Consider the following 15,983-nt stretch of genomic DNA (forward strand, 5'->3'; position numbering starts at 1 on the left):
GCCCTTTGTTTTATTCCTACGGTCTTACTGAGATGCGAAATCTAACTATCCTTGGCGCAACAGGCTCAATTGGTGCGAGCACCCTAAGAGTCGTTGAACAGAATCCTACTCAATACAATATTGTGGCACTAGCTGCGGGTTCTAATGTAGAAAAAATGCGGGCGCTAGTGGCTAAGTGGCAGCCGGAATACGTTGCTATGGCGTGTCCTCAAGCGGCTGAAGAACTAGAGCGTCAACTGCAACAAGACGCTGTTTCAACAGTAGTGTTAAGTGGCAATGATGGCATGTGTCAGGTTGCGGCTTTAGAGCATGTCGATACAGTGATGGCAGCTATCGTTGGTGCCGCTGGCTTGTTGCCGACGATGTCTGCGGTAAAGGCTGGTAAGCGTATTTTGCTTGCAAACAAAGAAGCTTTGGTTATGTCGGGTCAGTTGTTTATCGATGCCGTTGAAAAGTACGGTGCTGAATTGCTCCCTGTCGACAGTGAACATAATGCGATTTTCCAATGCTTGCCTGAGCGAGTTCAAACGCAACTTGGGCGTTGCGACCTTGCCGAAAACGGCATCAACCATATCCTTTTAACGGGGTCTGGCGGTCCATTCCGCTACACAGAAGTATCTGAATTGGAGTCGGTGACTCCGCAAAAAGCGATAGCGCATCCTAACTGGTCTATGGGACCTAAGATCTCAGTTGATTCTGCGACTATGATGAATAAAGGCCTTGAGTACATTGAAGCGAAATGGCTTTTTAATGCATCTAAAGAGCAGCTGAAAGTGATTATTCATCCGCAGTCAGTCATTCATTCTATGGTGCAATACAAAGATGGTTCCGTATTGGCACAAATGGGTGAGCCTGACATGGCCACACCAATTGCACTGACGATGTCTTACCCAGAACGTATCGATGCTGGTGTAAAGCCTCTCGACTTTACCAAAGTGGGTGAGCTGACTTTCTTAGAACCAGATTTCGCACGCTACCCTTGTTTAAAACTGGCTATCGAAGCTTGTTACCTTGGACAACATGCTACAACGGCAGTTAATGCTGCTAATGAAGTAGCGGTAGACGCATTCTTAAATGAAAAAGTGAAATTTACCGACATTGCTGTGATTAACGAATACGTTATGAGCAAAGTCTGTGAACAACATACGTCTGAAAGTCTAGATAGCTTGGAAAGCTTGTTAGAGCTAGATACTATGTCACGAAACCTTGCCGTTCAGTTTATTGAAGAGCAGTTGTTATGAGTGGAATTTTATGGAACTTCGTATCCTTCATCGTTGCGTTAGGGATACTGGTCGCAGTTCATGAGTTTGGCCACTTTTGGGTCGCTCGTCGTTGCGGCGTAAAAGTTGAAAAGTTTTCGATTGGTTTTGGTAAATCCATCTGGAGCAAAGTCGGCAAAGATGGTACCGAGTACAGCCTGTCGATTATTCCTCTTGGTGGCTACGTTAAAATGCTCGACGGTCGAGTCGATGACGTCACCGAAGAGCAGCAACAATATGCTTTTGACAAGAAACCTTTGTGGAAACGAACGGCGATTGTGGGTGCTGGCCCAGCATTTAACTTCTTGTTCGCTATCTTTGCGTATTGGTTAGTCTTTTTAATCGGTGTACCTGCAGTTAAGCCCGTAATTGGTGAGGTAGCTCCGCAATCTATCGCTGCTCAAGCAGGAATTGAATCTGGGATGGAACTTAAATCTATTTCAGGAATCAAAACCGCTGATTGGGAATCTGTGAACATTGGTCTGATCTCACATATTGGTGATGACAGCATGACGGTGACTGTAGCTTCTCAAGACAACATTGGTCTAGAGCAGAAGTTGACTCTCGATCTGACAGAGTGGTCTTTTGACCCTGAAACAGAATCGGCAATGTCTACCTTAGGCTTCAAGCCATTTTCTCCTGAAATCTCAACAACGCTTGCTCAGGTAATGGAAGATGGCGCGGCGTATGCAGCAGGCTTTGAAGTAGGTGACCAGATTGTCAGTATTGATGGCGTAGAGGTTAATGATTGGCCGATGGTGGTCGAAGCCATTCGCTCTAACCCTGAACAAGCATTGAATTTCGCTGTCGACCGCAATGGCTATCAAACGGAGCTGACGTTAACACCGAAATCTCGTGAACTGTCTGATGGTAGTTCAATTGGTTATGCTGGTATTGCTCCAGAAGTCGCAGAATGGCCGGAAGACTATCGCTTTGAGCTGCAATTTGGTGTATTTGAAGCAGTAGGAAAGGCGATTGATAAAACGGGTCAAATCATTGACCTAACACTGACGATGCTTAAGAAGCTTATCGTGGGTGATGTAGGACTAAATAACCTAAGTGGGCCAATCTCGATTGCTAAAGGTGCGGGCACCACAGCAGATTATGGCTTGGTCTATTTCTTAGGTTTCTTAGCTCTGATTAGTGTGAACTTAGGCATTATTAATTTAGTACCGCTGCCTATGTTAGATGGCGGTCATTTGCTCTTTTTCGCTATTGAGGCAATTACTCGTAAACCTGTACCAGAAAAGGTACAAGAGATGGGATACCGAGTGGGCAGTGCGATTATCTTCTCACTGATGGCTCTAGCAATATTTAACGACTTTACTCGTCTGTGAATGGTTCCTCACAGGCTTTGGTAGTAGCAAGGAATAATTAGAATAAGTATGGCGATTAAGCAAATTCTGTTCGCAAGTCTATTGGCCACGAGCGTGGCTGCGAATGGAGCAGAAAACTTCGTAGTTCAAGATATTAAGATTGAAGGCCTACAACGCGTAGCATTAGGTGCTGCTCTCTTGAAAATGCCAGTACGTATTGGCGACCAAGTAGACGAAAGCGATGTATCTGAGATCATTCGTGCGCTTTACGCATCAGGCAACTTTGAAAACGTAAAAGTATTGCGTGATGAAGGGGTGTTGATTGTTCAAGTTAAAGAGCGTCCAACAATCGCTAGTATCTCTTTTTCTGGCAACAAAGCGATTAAGGAAGAGCAGCTTCAGCAGAACCTAGACGCATCAGGTGTGCGTGAAGGTGAAGCGCTAGATCGTACGACACTGAGCAACATTGAAAAAGGGTTAGAAGATTTTTACTACAGCGTGGGTAAATACAACGCGACTGTAAAAGCGGTGGTAACACCTCTTCCTCGCAACCGTTCAGACCTTAAGTTTGTGTTCACTGAAGGTGTATCTGCGAAGATCCAACAGATCAACTTTATCGGTAATGAAGTATACAGTGATGAAGAGTTGCTGAGTCGCTTCAACCTAAATGTGGATGTTGCTTGGTGGAACTTCTTAGCTGACGAAAAGTATCAGAAGCAAGTGCTTGCCGGTGACATAGAAGCTTTGAAATCATACTACCTTGATCGTGGTTACTTAAAATTCCAAGTTGATTCTACGCAAGTCTCTATTTCACCTGACAAGAAGGGCGTGTACATTACGCTAGGCTTAGATGAAGGTAAGCCTTATAAGGTGAAAGACGTTAAGTTCCGTGGTGAGCTTATTGGTCGAGAAGCGGACTTCGAAGCGTTGGTACCGTTTGAAGAAGGTGATACCTACAACGGCTCTGCAGTGACCTCTCTAGAAGAGAACGTTAAGCGTATTCTAGGTGAGTCAGGTTATGCCTACCCACAAGTACGTACTATTCCTGAATTCGACGATGAGACTCAAGAGGTTTCTTTGGTTATTAACGTAGAAGCGGGTAGCCGTATCTACGTGCGTGATATCCGTTTCACGGGTAACAACTCAACTAAAGATGAAGTACTACGTCGTGAAATGCGTCAAATGGAAGGCAGCTGGCTTAACTCGAAGTCTATTGATACGGGTAAAAGCCGCTTGAATCGTTTGGGCTTCTTCGAAACCGTTGATGTTCAGACGGTACGTGTTCCGGGTACCGAAGACCAAGTTGATTTGGTTTACAACGTGAAAGAAGCCAACTCGGGTAGCATCAACTTTGGTGTCGGCTACGGTACTGAATCAGGCATCAGTTTCCAAGTTGGTCTTCAGCAAGATAACTTTGCGGGCTCTGGTAACCGTGTTGGTGTTAGTGCCATGATGAACGATTACCAAAAGAATGTGAGCTTGGACTATCGCGACCCATACTGGAACCTTGATGGTGTGAGTTTGGGTGGTAAGATCTTCTACAACGAGTTTGAAGCATCGGAAGCGGGTATTGTTGACTATACCAACCAAAGTTATGGTACCAGTCTGACTTGGGGTTTCCCTATGGATGAACTGAACCGTCTTGAGTTTGGTGTCGGTTACACCCACAACAAGATCGGTAATGTTCCTACCTATATTCAAGTTGAACAGTTTGCTCGAAGTATCAATCAATACGGTGATGAAAACATCCTTACCGATGATTTCGATATCAACATCTCTTGGACGCGTAACAACCTGAACCGTGGTTTCTTCCCAACGGCGGGTAACCACCAACGTGCTTTCGCTAAAATGACAGTACCAGGCTCTGATGTTAAGTACTTCAAGATGCAGTACGATGTAAAACATTACATCCCGCTGACTAAAAAGCATGAGTTTACGCTACTGATGCGTGGTCGTTTAGGCTATGGTAATGGTTATGGTCAGACGGATGGTAATGATAACCTGTTCCCATTCTATGAGAACTACTACGCTGGTGGTTTCACAACGTTGCGTGGCTTCGGCTCTAACTCAGCTGGTCCAAAGGCTGTTTATTCAAACAGCACGGGTAACAACCCGACTTACGATACAGCAACTGATGACTCAATTGGTGGTAACGCAATCGCACTTGCAAGCTTAGAGTTAATTGTACCAACGCCATTCGCTTCAGATGAGGCTCGCAGCCAGATCCGAACCAGTGTGTTCTTTGATATGGCAAGTGTATGGGATACAGAGTTTGTTGACCGTGAAGCACCAAGTAACGGCTCTCAGTACTATTACGATTACTCTGACCCAACACATTATCGTTCTTCATACGGTGCAGCCCTACAGTGGATGTCGCCAATGGGGCCACTGGTTTTCTCTCTAGCTAAACCAATTAAAATTTACGAAGGTGATGATGAAGAGTTCTTCACATTCACCATTGGTAGAACTTTCTAATACTTAAAGGACAATATTTTGAAAAATATGATGAAAGCAGCAGGTCTAGGCCTAATCGTTCTTAGCTCTTCTTTCTTTGCAACAGCTGCAGAAGCGGCACAGAAAATTGGCTACGTGAACACTGCACAAGTATTCCAAGCTCTACCTCAGCGTGAAGTTGTTCTTCAAAAAATGCAGGAAGAGTTCAAAGACAAAGCGGCTGAACTGCAAAGCATTCAAGCAGAAGCTCAAACCAAGATTGAAAAGCTAAAGCGTGATGGCGAGCTGCTTGGTCCAGAGGAAGTTGAAAAGCTACGTATTGAAGTTGGTCAACTAGACAGCAAATACAAGATTAAAGCACAAGCGCTTGAGAAGGCGAGCCAACGTCGTGAAGCTCAAGAGAAGCAGAAGCTATTTAAAGTGATTCAAGAAGCAGTAGAAAAAGTAGCTGAGAAAGAGGGCTACGACATGATCGTAGACATCTCTACACTTCAATACGCGAAACCTGAATACAATATCTCTGAGAAAGTAATCAAATCACTGAAATAAGCTCTATGAAGAATCTGACTTTAGCCGAACTGGCAGAAATTACCGGAGGTGAGCTACATGGCGAAGGCAGCGTAGTTGTCTCTGCAGTAGCTCCAATGGATAAGGCACAAGAAGGGGATGTGACATTCCTTTCAAATGCAAAGTACAGCAAACACTTAGCTGAATGTAAAGCGTCTGCTGTGATGGTAAAAGAGAGTGAACGCGAACTGTGCACAACTCACGTAATTGTGGTTGATGACCCATATGTTGCGTTTGCGAAAGTGGCACAAGCTCTTGATACTACTCCTGAACCGGCTTCGGCTATCGCAGATTCTGCAGTGATTGCTGAGTCAGCGGTTTTAGGTGCCAACGTATCTATCGGTGCGAATGCGGTGATTGAATCTGGTGTTGAGCTGGGTGATAACGTAGTCATTGGTGCCGGCTGTTTCATCGGCAAAAATGCGAAAATTGGCTCAGGCACTAAGCTGTGGGCTAATGTGAGCATCTACCATGAAGTGGTGTTAGGTGAAGCATGTTTGGTTCAATCAAGTACAGTGATTGGTTCTGATGGCTTTGGTTATGCGAATGAGAAAGGCGAGTGGATTAAGATTCCTCAAGTCGGCACTGTTCGCATTGGTAATCGTGTTGAGATCGGTGCATGTACGACGATTGACCGCGGTGCGCTGGATGATACTGTTATTGAAGATAATGTAATCATTGATAACCAGATGCAAATTGCTCATAACGTTCACATCGGATATGGTTCAGCGTTGGCGGGTGGTACTATCATTGCTGGCAGCACAACGATAGGTAAGTACTGTATCATTGGTGGTGGTAGCGTTATCAATGGCCATATTGAGATCGCTGATGGCGTAACGATTACCGGTATGGGTATGGTTATGCGTAGCATCACTGAGAAAGGCATGTACTCTTCAGGTATTCCTTTACAGCCAAATAAAGAGTGGCGTAAAACGGCAACGCGCGTTCACCGTATTGATGAGATGAACAAGCGTCTGAAAACTGTTGAAAAACTTATCGAGAAGGGCTCGGAATCATAATTCCAGCATTTCTAATTAAAAGGCTCGCGTCATGCGGGTCTTTTTCGTTTATAATCCCTTTAATTGACTAAAGAATACAAATAGGAATACGACTTTGACTACTGAACAGAAAACGATGAACATTACTGAAATTCAGGAACTACTACCTCATCGCTACCCATTCCTAATGATCGACCGTGTTACTCACTTTGAAGAAGAGAAGACACTGACAGCGATTAAGAATGTCTCTGTGAACGAGCCTCAGTTTACTGGCCACTTCCCACAACTTCCTGTATTCCCAGGTGTGTTGATTCTTGAAGCTATGGCTCAAGCAACAGGTCTGCTTGCATTTAAATCTTTTGGTGCACCATCAGAGAATGAGTTGTACTACTTTGCGAGTGTTGATAAAGCTAAGTTCCGCAAGCCAGTAGTCCCTGGTGACCAGCTTGTTATTGAAGTGGAATTCCTTAAAGAACGCCGTGGCATCGCATCATTCAATGGTGTAGCAAAAGTAGACGGTGAAGTAGTATGTTCAGCTGAACTAAAATGTGCTCGTAGAGAGTTTTAATATGATCCATGAAACAGCAAACATTCACCCAGCAGCGGTAATAGAAGGTGAGGTGACCATTGGTGCAAACGTATCTGTGGGGCCATTCACTTACATTTCTGGCAACGTAACTATTGGTGAAGGCACTGAAGTTATGTCGCATGTTGTGATTAAAGGTCACACGACAATCGGTAAAGATAACCGAATCTTCCCGCATGCTGTGATTGGTGAAGAGAACCAAGATAAAAAGTACGGTGGTGAAGATACGACTGTAGTTATCGGTGATCGCAATGTGATTCGTGAAGCGGTTCAAATTCACCGCGGTACGGTTCAAGATAAAGCGACCACAGTGATTGGTGATGACAACCTGCTTTGTGTTAACGCTCACGTAGCGCATGACGTTATTGTTGGTAATCACACCCACATTGGCAACAATGCTATCTTGGGTGGTCACGTAACGGTTGGTGATTACGCCGGTGTTATGGCGCTATCTGCTATCCACCCATTCTGCTCTATCGGTGCTTATGCTTACATTGGCGGCTGTTCTGCAGTTGTACAAGATGTACTTCCATATGTTCTGGCTCAAGGTAACCATGCGGCGCCATTTGGCTTGAACCTTGTTGGTCTAAAGCGTAATGGTTTCGAGAAGCCTGAGATTCGTGCACTACAAAAAGCGTATAAAGAAATCTATCGTTCAGGTAAAACGCTAGACGAAGCAAAAGAGACATTGGTAGAGATGGCGAATGAATTCCCATCGATCAACCCAATGCTTGAGATGCTTGAAAGCTCAGAGCGCGGAATTATCCGATAGTAAAATGACAGGGTAAATGGCGTTTATGTGTGTATTCACAGTTTCATTTACCCATTAACAAAAAGATCGCTCTCACATAAGCGATCTTTTTTGTTTTAAGCCGTAAGGAATCAGGAAAGGTTTATGTCAGTAGAAACGATGCAATCAAACCATAATCAAGCGCCTTCTGAACGCCCATTAAGAGTGGGTATTGTTGTTGGTGAACTCTCTGGTGATACCCTAGGTGAAGGCTTCATGAAAGCGATTCAAGAGCAGTATCCTAATGCGGAGTTTGTTGGTATTGGTGGTCCAAAAATGAAAGCCTTGGGCTGCGAGTCTCTGTTCGAAATGGAAGAGCTTGCTGTAATGGGTTTGGTGGAAGTGCTTGGAAGACTGCCACGATTGCTGAAAGTTAAGGCGGAGTTGGTGAAGTATTTCACAAGTAACCCACCAGACGTTTTTATTGGCATTGATGCGCCAGATTTCAATTTACGCCTTGAGTTAGACCTAAAAAATGCAGGCATTAAAACGGTTCACTATGTGAGTCCATCAGTGTGGGCATGGCGTCCTAAACGTATCTTCAAAATCGATAAAGCGACCGACTTAGTATTGGCATTCCTTCCATTCGAAAAGGCGTTTTACGACAAATATAACGTTGCTTGTGAGTTCGTTGGGCATACGTTAGCTGATGCGATTCCACTAGAACCAAATCAGGCAGAAGCGCGTGAATTGCTCGGTTTAGAGCAAGACAAGAAATGGTTAGCCGTACTTCCTGGTAGCCGTGGCGGTGAAATGAAGCTGATTGCTCAACCATTTATCGAAACTTGCCAACGCGTTCACGAAAAGTACCCGGAGATCGGCTTTGTTGTCGCAGCCGTGAATGAGACTCGCAAACAGCAGTTTACCGAGATCTGGAAGGCAACGGCACCAGAGCTGGATTTTGTTATTGTGCAAGATACTGCGCGCAATGTAATTACCGCTGCCGACTCAGTACTACTCGCTTCTGGTACGGTTGCGCTGGAATGTATGCTACTGAAACGCCCTATGGTGGTTGGTTACAAGGTAAATAAACTGACTGGCTACATTGTTAAGAAGCTAGCGATTACCGAGTTTGTTTCTTTGCCTAACATTCTTGCGGGCGAAGAGATCGTTAAGGAGCACATCCTTGAAGAGTGCCACCCTGACTTCTTATTCCCGTCGGTAGACGCCATGCTTTCTCGTGATAACTCTGCTTTAATCGAGCGCTTTACCGAGATGCACCACTGGATTCGTAAAGATGCTGATAAACAAGCTGCGAGCCAAGTGTTGAAGCTGATTGGCTGGCCAACGCAGGACAAATAACAGATTACTAAATGCCCAAGAGAACACTATGGCAGTAAAAGATAAAAAAGAACTTCCTCCTTTCGAGTATCCTGCAGGCTACCAGTTGTTTGCAGGCGTTGATGAAGTTGGTCGCGGACCTTTGGTCGGTGATGTGGTAACCGCAGCGGTAATTCTTGACCCAAATAACCCAATTGAAGGGCTTAACGACTCGAAGAAGCTATCAGAAAAGAAACGCCTGGCCCTATTGCCTGAGATCAAAGATAAAGCGCTAGCCTGGTCTGTAGGACGCTGCTCTCCTCAAGAAATCGATGAGTTAAATATCCTTCAAGCGACCATGGTTGCGATGCAGCGCGCAATCGCTGGTTTAAGCGTACAGCCCGATATGGCATTGATTGATGGTAACCGAGTGCCTGATTTACCAATGGCAGGTCAAGCCGTTGTCAAAGGCGATCTTCGAGTTGCAGAAATCAGTGCAGCTTCGATCATTGCCAAGGTGGTGAGAGACCAAGAGATGGAAGAGTTGGACAAGCTGCATCCTGAATTTGGTTTTGCGAAACATAAAGGTTATCCAACCAAAGCACACTTTGAAGCTATTGAAAAACATGGTGTGACTGAGCATTATCGTAAGAGCTTTAAGCCTGTAAAACGCATTTTAGGGCTTGATTAGCAGTCGCGTTGGCCAACAGAAACTCATAGAATTAACAAAACGTTGTTACCCCCTAGGCTTAGCCTAGAAATCAGGAAGAAGAATGTCAGATCCTAAATTCGTCCACCTTCGTGTTCATAGTGACTTTTCAATGGTCGATGGACTCTCCAAAGTACCGCCGTTGGTGAAAAAAGTTGCTGAGATGGGCATGCCTGCGATGGCGCTCACCGACTTTACCAACTTATGTGGTCTGGTGAAGTTTTATGGCACAGCTCATGGCTGTGGTGTAAAGCCTATCATTGGTGCAGACTTCCTGATGCAGTCTCCAGAATTTGGTGAGGAGCTTACGCGTTTAACCGTGCTAGCGACGGACAACAAGGGTTATAACAACCTAACTCTGTTGATATCGAAGGCCTATCTTCGTGGGCATGTTCAACACCACCCTGTTATTGATAAAGAGTGGCTGATTGAGAATGCGGAAGGCTTGATCATTCTATCTGGTGCGAAAGACGGCGAGATTGGTAAAGCACTATTGAAGGGCAATCAAGCTCTTGTCGATAGCTGTGTTGCTTTCTACAAAGAATATTTTTCCGATCGCTTTTATCTTGAATTGATTCGTACTGGTCGTCCTGATGAAGAGTCTTACTTACATTTCGCTCTGGATCTTGCAGAACGAGCAGAGCTCCCGGTGGTTGCGACCAACGAAGTAGTCTTCATCTCAGAAGACTTGTTCGAAGCGCACGAGATTCGAGTCGCGATTCATGATGGTTACACTTTAGAAGACCCTCGACGACCTAAAAACTACAGTGAGCAGCAATACCTTCGTAGTGAAGAAGAAATGTGCGAGCTCTTTGCAGACATTCCAGAAGCACTAGAAAACAGTGTTGAAATCGCCAAGCGTTGTAACGTTACGGTTCGTCTAGGTGAGTACTTCCTACCAAACTTCCCAACAGAAGGTCTGGCAATTGAAGACTTCTTGATTAAGAAGTCTGAAGAGGGCTTAGAGCGCCGTCTTGCGTTTCTTTTCCCTGATGAACAAGTACGTGCCGAGCGCAGACCAGAGTATGACGATCGTTTGAAAATCGAACTTGAAGTAATTAATAACATGGGTTTCCCGGGTTACTTCTTGATCGTAATGGAGTTCATCCAGTGGTCTAAAGATAATGATGTACCAGTAGGCCCTGGTCGTGGTTCGGGTGCGGGCTCACTGGTGGCCTACGCGTTGGATATCACTGATCTTGATCCACTTGAATACGATCTACTCTTCGAACGTTTCTTGAACCCAGAACGTGTCTCAATGCCCGATTTCGATATCGACTTCTGTATGGATAAGCGTGACCAAGTTATTGACCACGTGGCAGAAATGTATGGTCGTGATGCGGTATCTCAGATCATCACGTTCGGTACCATGGCGGCAAAAGCGGTAATTCGCGACGTGGGGCGTGTACTTGGTCACCCATTTGGTTTTGTTGACCGAATCTCAAAGCTCGTCCCACCTGATCCAGGGATGACTCTCGAAAAAGCCTTTAAAGCTGAGCCTGCATTACCAGAGTTGTATGATGGTGATGAAGAGGTTCGTGAGCTGATCGACAAATGTCGTATCCTCGAAGGCTGTACTCGTAACGCCGGTAAGCACGCAGGTGGTGTTGTAATCTCACCAACCACCATCACGGACTTTGCACCTATCTATGCTGATGCCGAGGGTAACTTCCCGGTAACTCAGTTTGATAAGAACGACGTAGAAACGGCAGGTCTGGTTAAGTTTGACTTCTTGGGCCTGCGTACTCTGACGATCATTGACTGGGCGTTAGGGTTAGTAAACCCAAGACTTGAGCGCGAAGGCAAAGATCCAGTTCGTATCGAATCGATTCCGTTAGATGACCAAGCGTCGTTCAACCTGTTACAAAATTCAGAAACTACTGCGGTATTCCAGCTGGAGTCTCGTGGTATGAAAGATCTAATCAAACGTCTTCAACCTGACTGTTTCGAAGATATTATCGCATTGGTAGCCCTGTTCCGTCCGGGTCCACTGCAATCGGGCATGGTAGATAACTTTATCGACCGTAAGCACGGCCGAGAAGCTATTTCATACCCAGATGAAACATGGCAACACGAATCGTTAAAAGAGACGCTTGAGCCAACCTACGGCATTATTTTGTACCAAGAGCAGGTAATGCAGATTGCCCAAATCCTAGCGGGTTATACGCTAGGTGGCGCAGATATGTTGCGTCGTGCGATGGGTAAGAAAAAGCCAGAAGAGATGGCGAAGCAGCGTGGTACCTTTAAAGAGGGTGCAGAAGCCAACGGAGTAGATGGCGAATTGGCCATGAAAATCTTCGACTTGGTAGAGAAGTTTGCAGGCTACGGTTTTAACAAATCTCACTCTGCCGCCTATGCTCTGGTTTCTTACCAAACTCTATGGCTGAAAACGCACTATCCTGCTGAATTTATGGCTGCGGTAATGACAGCGGATATGGATAACACTGAGAAGGTCATCGGCCTTGTGGATGAGTGTTTCCGTATGAAGTTGAAGCTGCTGCCGCCAGATATCAACTCCGGCTTATACCGCTTCAATGTAGATGAAGACGGGGCGATTGTTTACGGCATTGGCGCGATTAAAGGGGTAGGCGAAGGCCCGATTGAAGCGATCATCGAAGCCAGAAACAAGGGCGGGTATTTTAAAGACCTGTTTGATTTCTGTGCTCGTATCGACCTCAAGAAAGTCAATAAGCGTGTTATTGAAAAACTCATCATGTCGGGTGCACTTGACCGCTTAGGTCCACACCGAGCGGCAATGATGGCTTCTCTTAACGATGCGGTGAAAGCGGCGAGCCAACATCACCACGCTGAATCGTTCGGTCAATCGGATATGTTTGGTGTGTTGACTGATGCGCCAGAAGAGGTCGAACAGAAATATACTCAGGTACCTAAATGGCCAGAGAAGGTATGGCTAGAAGGGGAAAGAGAAACTCTAGGCCTATACCTAACAGGTCACCCGGTTAATGCGTATATTAAAGAGCTTGCGAAATACACTAGCTGCCGTTTAAAAGATGCGACACCGACTCGTCGTGATCAGTCATTGACGATTGCAGGCTTAGTGATTGCAGCTCGAGTGATGACCACTAAACGAGGTACACGAATCGGTTTGATGACGATCGACGATCGATCTGGTCGAATGGAAGTGATGTTGTTCTCAGATGCGCTCGAACGCTACGCAGAATTGCTCGAAAAAGACAAAATTGTGGTCGTTTCCGGACAGGTCAGCTTTGATGACTTCAATGGTGGGCTTAAAATGTCCGCGCGCGAGGTCATGGACTTAGGAAGCGCCCGAGAAAAATATGCTCGCGGATTATCGATTTCTATCGATCAATCACAAATTAATGGTCAATTTTTTGAGCGTTTTAGCCAAATCTTAGAACCATATAGAGCCGGAACGGTCCCAGTCAATGTATACTACCAGCGTGCCGACGCTAGAGCGCGGTTAACATTGGGCACAGAATGGCGCGTAACGCCAAGTGATACATTGATAGATGAATTAAAACAGCTACTTGGAAATAGCCAAGTAGAACTCGAATTTAACTAAAATTCAGCTCTTGCTAATGGGAGCTGAGTCAACAAGGATTCATAGATGAGCCTGAACTTTCTAGAATTTGAAAAGCCTATCGCTGAACTTGAAGCAAAAATTGAAGCGCTACGTGACGTTTCTCGTCACGGTGGTGATGCTGCGGTAGATCTAGACAAAGAAATTGAACAACTAGAGAAAAAAAGCTTAGAGCTTAAACAGAAAATCTTTAGTGACTTAGGTGCATGGCAAGTGGCTCAACTTGCTCGTCACCCACAGCGTCCTTACACGCTAGATTACCTAGAGAACGTATTCACTGAATTTGAAGAGCTAGCAGGTGACCGTGCTTACGCTGACGACAAAGCGATCGTTGGTGGCATGGCTCGTCTAAACGGTCGTCCAGTTATGGTTATTGGTCACCAAAAAGGTCGTGAGACTAAAGAGAAAGTAATCCGTAACTTTGGTATGCCAAAGCCAGAAGGTTACCGTAAGGCGCTTCGCCTAATGGAAACGGCTGAACGTTTCAACATGCCAATCATTACTTTCATCGATACTGCAGGTGCATACCCAGGTGTTGGTGCAGAAGAGCGTGGTCAATCTGAAGCAATCGCGAAGAACCTAAAAGTAATGGCAGGTCTAACGGTCCCTGTTATCTGTAACGTTGTTGGTGAAGGTGGTTCAGGCGGTGCTCTAGCTATCGGTGTTGGCGACTACGTGAACATGCTTCAGTACTCAACGTACTCAGTTATCTCTCCAGAGGGTTGTGCATCAATCCTATGGCGCGATTCAGACAAAGCACCACAAGCTGCAGAAGCGATGGGCCTAATTGCACCTCGTCTAAAAGAGCTTGAGCTGATTGATGAGATCATTCCTGAGCCACTAGGTGGTGCTCACCGTGATCCAATCCAAATGGCTGAGAACATGAAAGCGACACTAGTTAAACAACTAGAAGAGTTAGAGCAATTTGATAACGATACGCTACTTGAGCGTCGTTACCAGCGCCTAATGAGCTACGGTTACTGTTAATGACTACAGTTTGATTATCACAGTCTTTTAGATTGGATAAGCGACAATGAAAGGGTTGGACTCAGTGCCAACCCTTTTTTATTATTATTACATTACTCTTAACTGCCATATTCCCATGTCCCAGCTATATCAAGCGTTCTCATCTGCACTCGAAATTCATTCATCTTCTATCAATCGAATTGTTATCGCATTCAGTGGCGGTGTTGATTCACGAGTGTTGTTAGAGTTGGCTGCTCGTTATGGTAAAGAGCAAGGCATTGAGTGTATTGCCGTTCATGTTCATCATGGCCTGAGTACCAACGCCGATGTTTGGGTAGATCAATGCCAACAATGGTGTTTGGAGTCAGCTGTTAAGTTTTATGCCGAGCGAGTCTCTCTAGATACTTCAAGCAGTGAAAGCCTAGAAAAGCTTGCTCGAGATGCTCGTTATGGGGTGCTAAAAGCACACTTGAGTAAGGGCGACATTTTGCTGACCGGGCAGCATCAAGATGATCAGCTAGAGACGTTTTTGCTTGCGTTAAAGCGAGGCAGTGGACCTAAAGGTCTGTCTTCAATGGCAAAAGTGATGCCGATGGGTGAAGCATTTTTGGTTCGCCCCTTGCTTGGTGTTTCTCGTCAAGAGATAGAAGCGTTTGCCAGTCAAAGTGGGCTTGAATGGGTCGAAGATGAAAGTAATCAAGATCAGCGCTTCGACCGAAACTTCATTCGTCACGAGGTGACGCCTAAGCTGGTGGCGCGCTGGCCTTCTTTCCCTGACTCGGTTACTCGCAGTGCGCAATTATGTGCTGAGCAAGAATTACTGCTCGATGAATTGCTGGTTCCCAAATTGAACCAAGCACTTGGCCATTATCATAGTTTGAAAATTGAAAGCTTGTCAGAGTGTTCAAGCTTGATGCGCGCACGGCTAATAAGAATGTGGCTAGCTGACAATGGTCTAGTTATGCCAAGTCAGAAGCAATTAGAACTGTTGTGGAGTGAGGTCGCTTGTGCACAGCAAGATGCAAATCCAGTTTTGGTGTTAGGTCATGCCGAAGTGCGACGCTTTGACAACAAGCTGTTTATTATCGAATCTCGATCTTCATTAGAATCTTGGCAAGCTGAATTACAAGTGGGGCAGTCTCTGAAATTACCCGATAGTCTAGGCTCCCTATCATTAAGCATCATCGGCAACGAGTACTCGAAAGAGACAAAAGGAGCGCTCAATTTCTCATTGTCCAATGCTTCAGGCCCAATAAAAGTGATATTTAATCCTGAAGGTTTAGTGGCTCATCCTGTGGAGCGAGGGCATAGCCGAAAAATGAAAAAGCTGTTCCAAGAATATAAGGTACCGAGTTGGCTGCGCAGAAGAACACCAATACTCATGGATGGGGAGCATGTGGTGGCGGTGATGGGACTTTTTGTTGATAGGCGCTACCAAGGCCAAGATTGTGAAGCTGTCTGGAGCAAGTAATAGAACTTTGTGGCACAATTTAAAGGCACTTATATCAATAATAAT

Annotated in this window: 12 protein-coding genes; all 12 read left to right on the forward strand. The window is 45.4% G+C overall.

Features of this window, described 5'->3' with window-relative positions:
- Positions 1–32 precede the first annotated feature (32 nt).
- The gene (gene ispC / locus VFDL14_RS0123240; RefSeq protein WP_032551704.1) at positions 33–1,241 is read left to right on the forward strand and encodes a 1-deoxy-D-xylulose-5-phosphate reductoisomerase; all 1,209 of its coding nucleotides are present in this window, start codon (positions 33–35) and stop codon (positions 1,239–1,241) included.
- Positions 1,238–2,596 (forward strand): sigma E protease regulator RseP, encoded by a 1,359-nt coding sequence (rseP, locus tag VFDL14_RS09555; RefSeq protein ID WP_032551705.1) that lies wholly within the window; start codon positions 1,238–1,240, stop codon positions 2,594–2,596. The genes ispC and rseP overlap by 4 nt, the downstream gene beginning before the upstream one ends.
- Before the next feature lie 48 nt (positions 2,597–2,644).
- Positions 2,645–5,050 (forward strand): outer membrane protein assembly factor BamA, encoded by a 2,406-nt coding sequence (bamA, locus tag VFDL14_RS09550; RefSeq protein WP_032551706.1) that lies wholly within the window; start codon positions 2,645–2,647, stop codon positions 5,048–5,050.
- A 27-nt stretch (positions 5,051–5,077) separates the two neighbouring features.
- Positions 5,078–5,578 (forward strand): OmpH family outer membrane protein, encoded by a 501-nt coding sequence (locus VFDL14_RS09545; RefSeq protein ID WP_032551707.1) that lies wholly within the window; start codon positions 5,078–5,080, stop codon positions 5,576–5,578.
- Positions 5,579–5,583: 5 nt separating this feature from the next.
- Positions 5,584–6,615 (forward strand): UDP-3-O-(3-hydroxymyristoyl)glucosamine N-acyltransferase, encoded by a 1,032-nt coding sequence (gene lpxD / locus VFDL14_RS09540; RefSeq protein ID WP_032551708.1) that lies wholly within the window; start codon positions 5,584–5,586, stop codon positions 6,613–6,615.
- 94 nt (positions 6,616–6,709) lie between these two features.
- Positions 6,710–7,162 carry a 3-hydroxyacyl-ACP dehydratase FabZ gene (fabZ, locus tag VFDL14_RS09535; RefSeq protein WP_032551709.1) on the forward strand — a complete coding sequence of 151 codons (453 nt, stop codon included), beginning with the start codon at positions 6,710–6,712 and terminating at the stop codon, positions 7,160–7,162.
- 1 nt (position 7,163) lies between these two features.
- Positions 7,164–7,952 carry an acyl-ACP--UDP-N-acetylglucosamine O-acyltransferase gene (gene lpxA, locus VFDL14_RS09530; RefSeq protein WP_032551710.1) on the forward strand — a complete coding sequence of 263 codons (789 nt, stop codon included), beginning with the start codon at positions 7,164–7,166 and terminating at the stop codon, positions 7,950–7,952.
- Positions 7,953–8,075: 123 nt separating this feature from the next.
- The gene (gene lpxB / locus VFDL14_RS09525) at positions 8,076–9,272 is read left to right on the forward strand and encodes a lipid-A-disaccharide synthase (protein ID WP_050487430.1); all 1,197 of its coding nucleotides are present in this window, start codon (positions 8,076–8,078) and stop codon (positions 9,270–9,272) included.
- A 28-nt stretch (positions 9,273–9,300) separates the two neighbouring features.
- A complete protein-coding gene (gene rnhB / locus VFDL14_RS09520; RefSeq protein WP_032551711.1) occupies positions 9,301–9,921 on the forward strand; it encodes a ribonuclease HII in 621 nt (206 codons plus the stop codon).
- Positions 9,922–10,003: 82 nt separating this feature from the next.
- Complete coding sequence (gene dnaE / locus VFDL14_RS09515) at positions 10,004–13,483, forward strand: DNA polymerase III subunit alpha (protein WP_032551712.1); 3,480 nt, start codon at positions 10,004–10,006, stop codon at positions 13,481–13,483.
- 45 nt (positions 13,484–13,528) lie between these two features.
- Positions 13,529–14,488: an acetyl-CoA carboxylase carboxyl transferase subunit alpha gene (gene accA / locus VFDL14_RS09510; RefSeq protein WP_032551713.1), complete on the forward strand. Its 960-nt coding sequence runs from the start codon at positions 13,529–13,531 to the stop codon at positions 14,486–14,488.
- A 115-nt stretch (positions 14,489–14,603) separates the two neighbouring features.
- Positions 14,604–15,938, forward strand: a complete 1,335-nt coding sequence (tilS, locus tag VFDL14_RS09505; RefSeq protein ID WP_032551767.1) for a tRNA lysidine(34) synthetase TilS — start codon at positions 14,604–14,606, stop codon at positions 15,936–15,938.
- Positions 15,939–15,983: the final 45 nt, after the last annotated feature.

The sequence above is a fragment of the Vibrio fortis genome (assembly GCF_000695685.1).
In the GTDB taxonomy this organism is placed as follows: domain Bacteria; phylum Pseudomonadota; class Gammaproteobacteria; order Enterobacterales; family Vibrionaceae; genus Vibrio; species Vibrio fortis_A.

Excerpts from the sequence above, each read along its gene's own strand:
- VFDL14_RS09545 (WP_032551707.1), top strand. The coding sequence starts at position 5,078 with ATGATGAAAGCAGCAGGTCTAGGCCTAATCGTTCTTAGCTCTTCTTTC.
- rnhB (WP_032551711.1), top strand. The coding sequence starts at position 9,301 with ATGGCAGTAAAAGATAAAAAAGAACTTCCTCCTTTCGAGTATCCTGCA.
- dnaE (WP_032551712.1), top strand. The coding sequence starts at position 10,004 with ATGTCAGATCCTAAATTCGTCCACCTTCGTGTTCATAGTGACTTTTCA.
- tilS (WP_032551767.1), top strand. The coding sequence starts at position 14,604 with ATGTCCCAGCTATATCAAGCGTTCTCATCTGCACTCGAAATTCATTCA.
- bamA (WP_032551706.1), top strand. The coding sequence starts at position 2,645 with ATGGCGATTAAGCAAATTCTGTTCGCAAGTCTATTGGCCACGAGCGTG.
- ispC (WP_032551704.1), top strand. The coding sequence starts at position 33 with ATGCGAAATCTAACTATCCTTGGCGCAACAGGCTCAATTGGTGCGAGC.
- lpxD (WP_032551708.1), top strand. The coding sequence starts at position 5,584 with ATGAAGAATCTGACTTTAGCCGAACTGGCAGAAATTACCGGAGGTGAG.
- lpxA (WP_032551710.1), top strand. The coding sequence starts at position 7,164 with ATGATCCATGAAACAGCAAACATTCACCCAGCAGCGGTAATAGAAGGT.
- accA (WP_032551713.1), top strand. The coding sequence starts at position 13,529 with ATGAGCCTGAACTTTCTAGAATTTGAAAAGCCTATCGCTGAACTTGAA.
- rseP (WP_032551705.1), top strand. The coding sequence starts at position 1,238 with ATGAGTGGAATTTTATGGAACTTCGTATCCTTCATCGTTGCGTTAGGG.
- lpxB (WP_050487430.1), top strand. The coding sequence starts at position 8,076 with ATGTCAGTAGAAACGATGCAATCAAACCATAATCAAGCGCCTTCTGAA.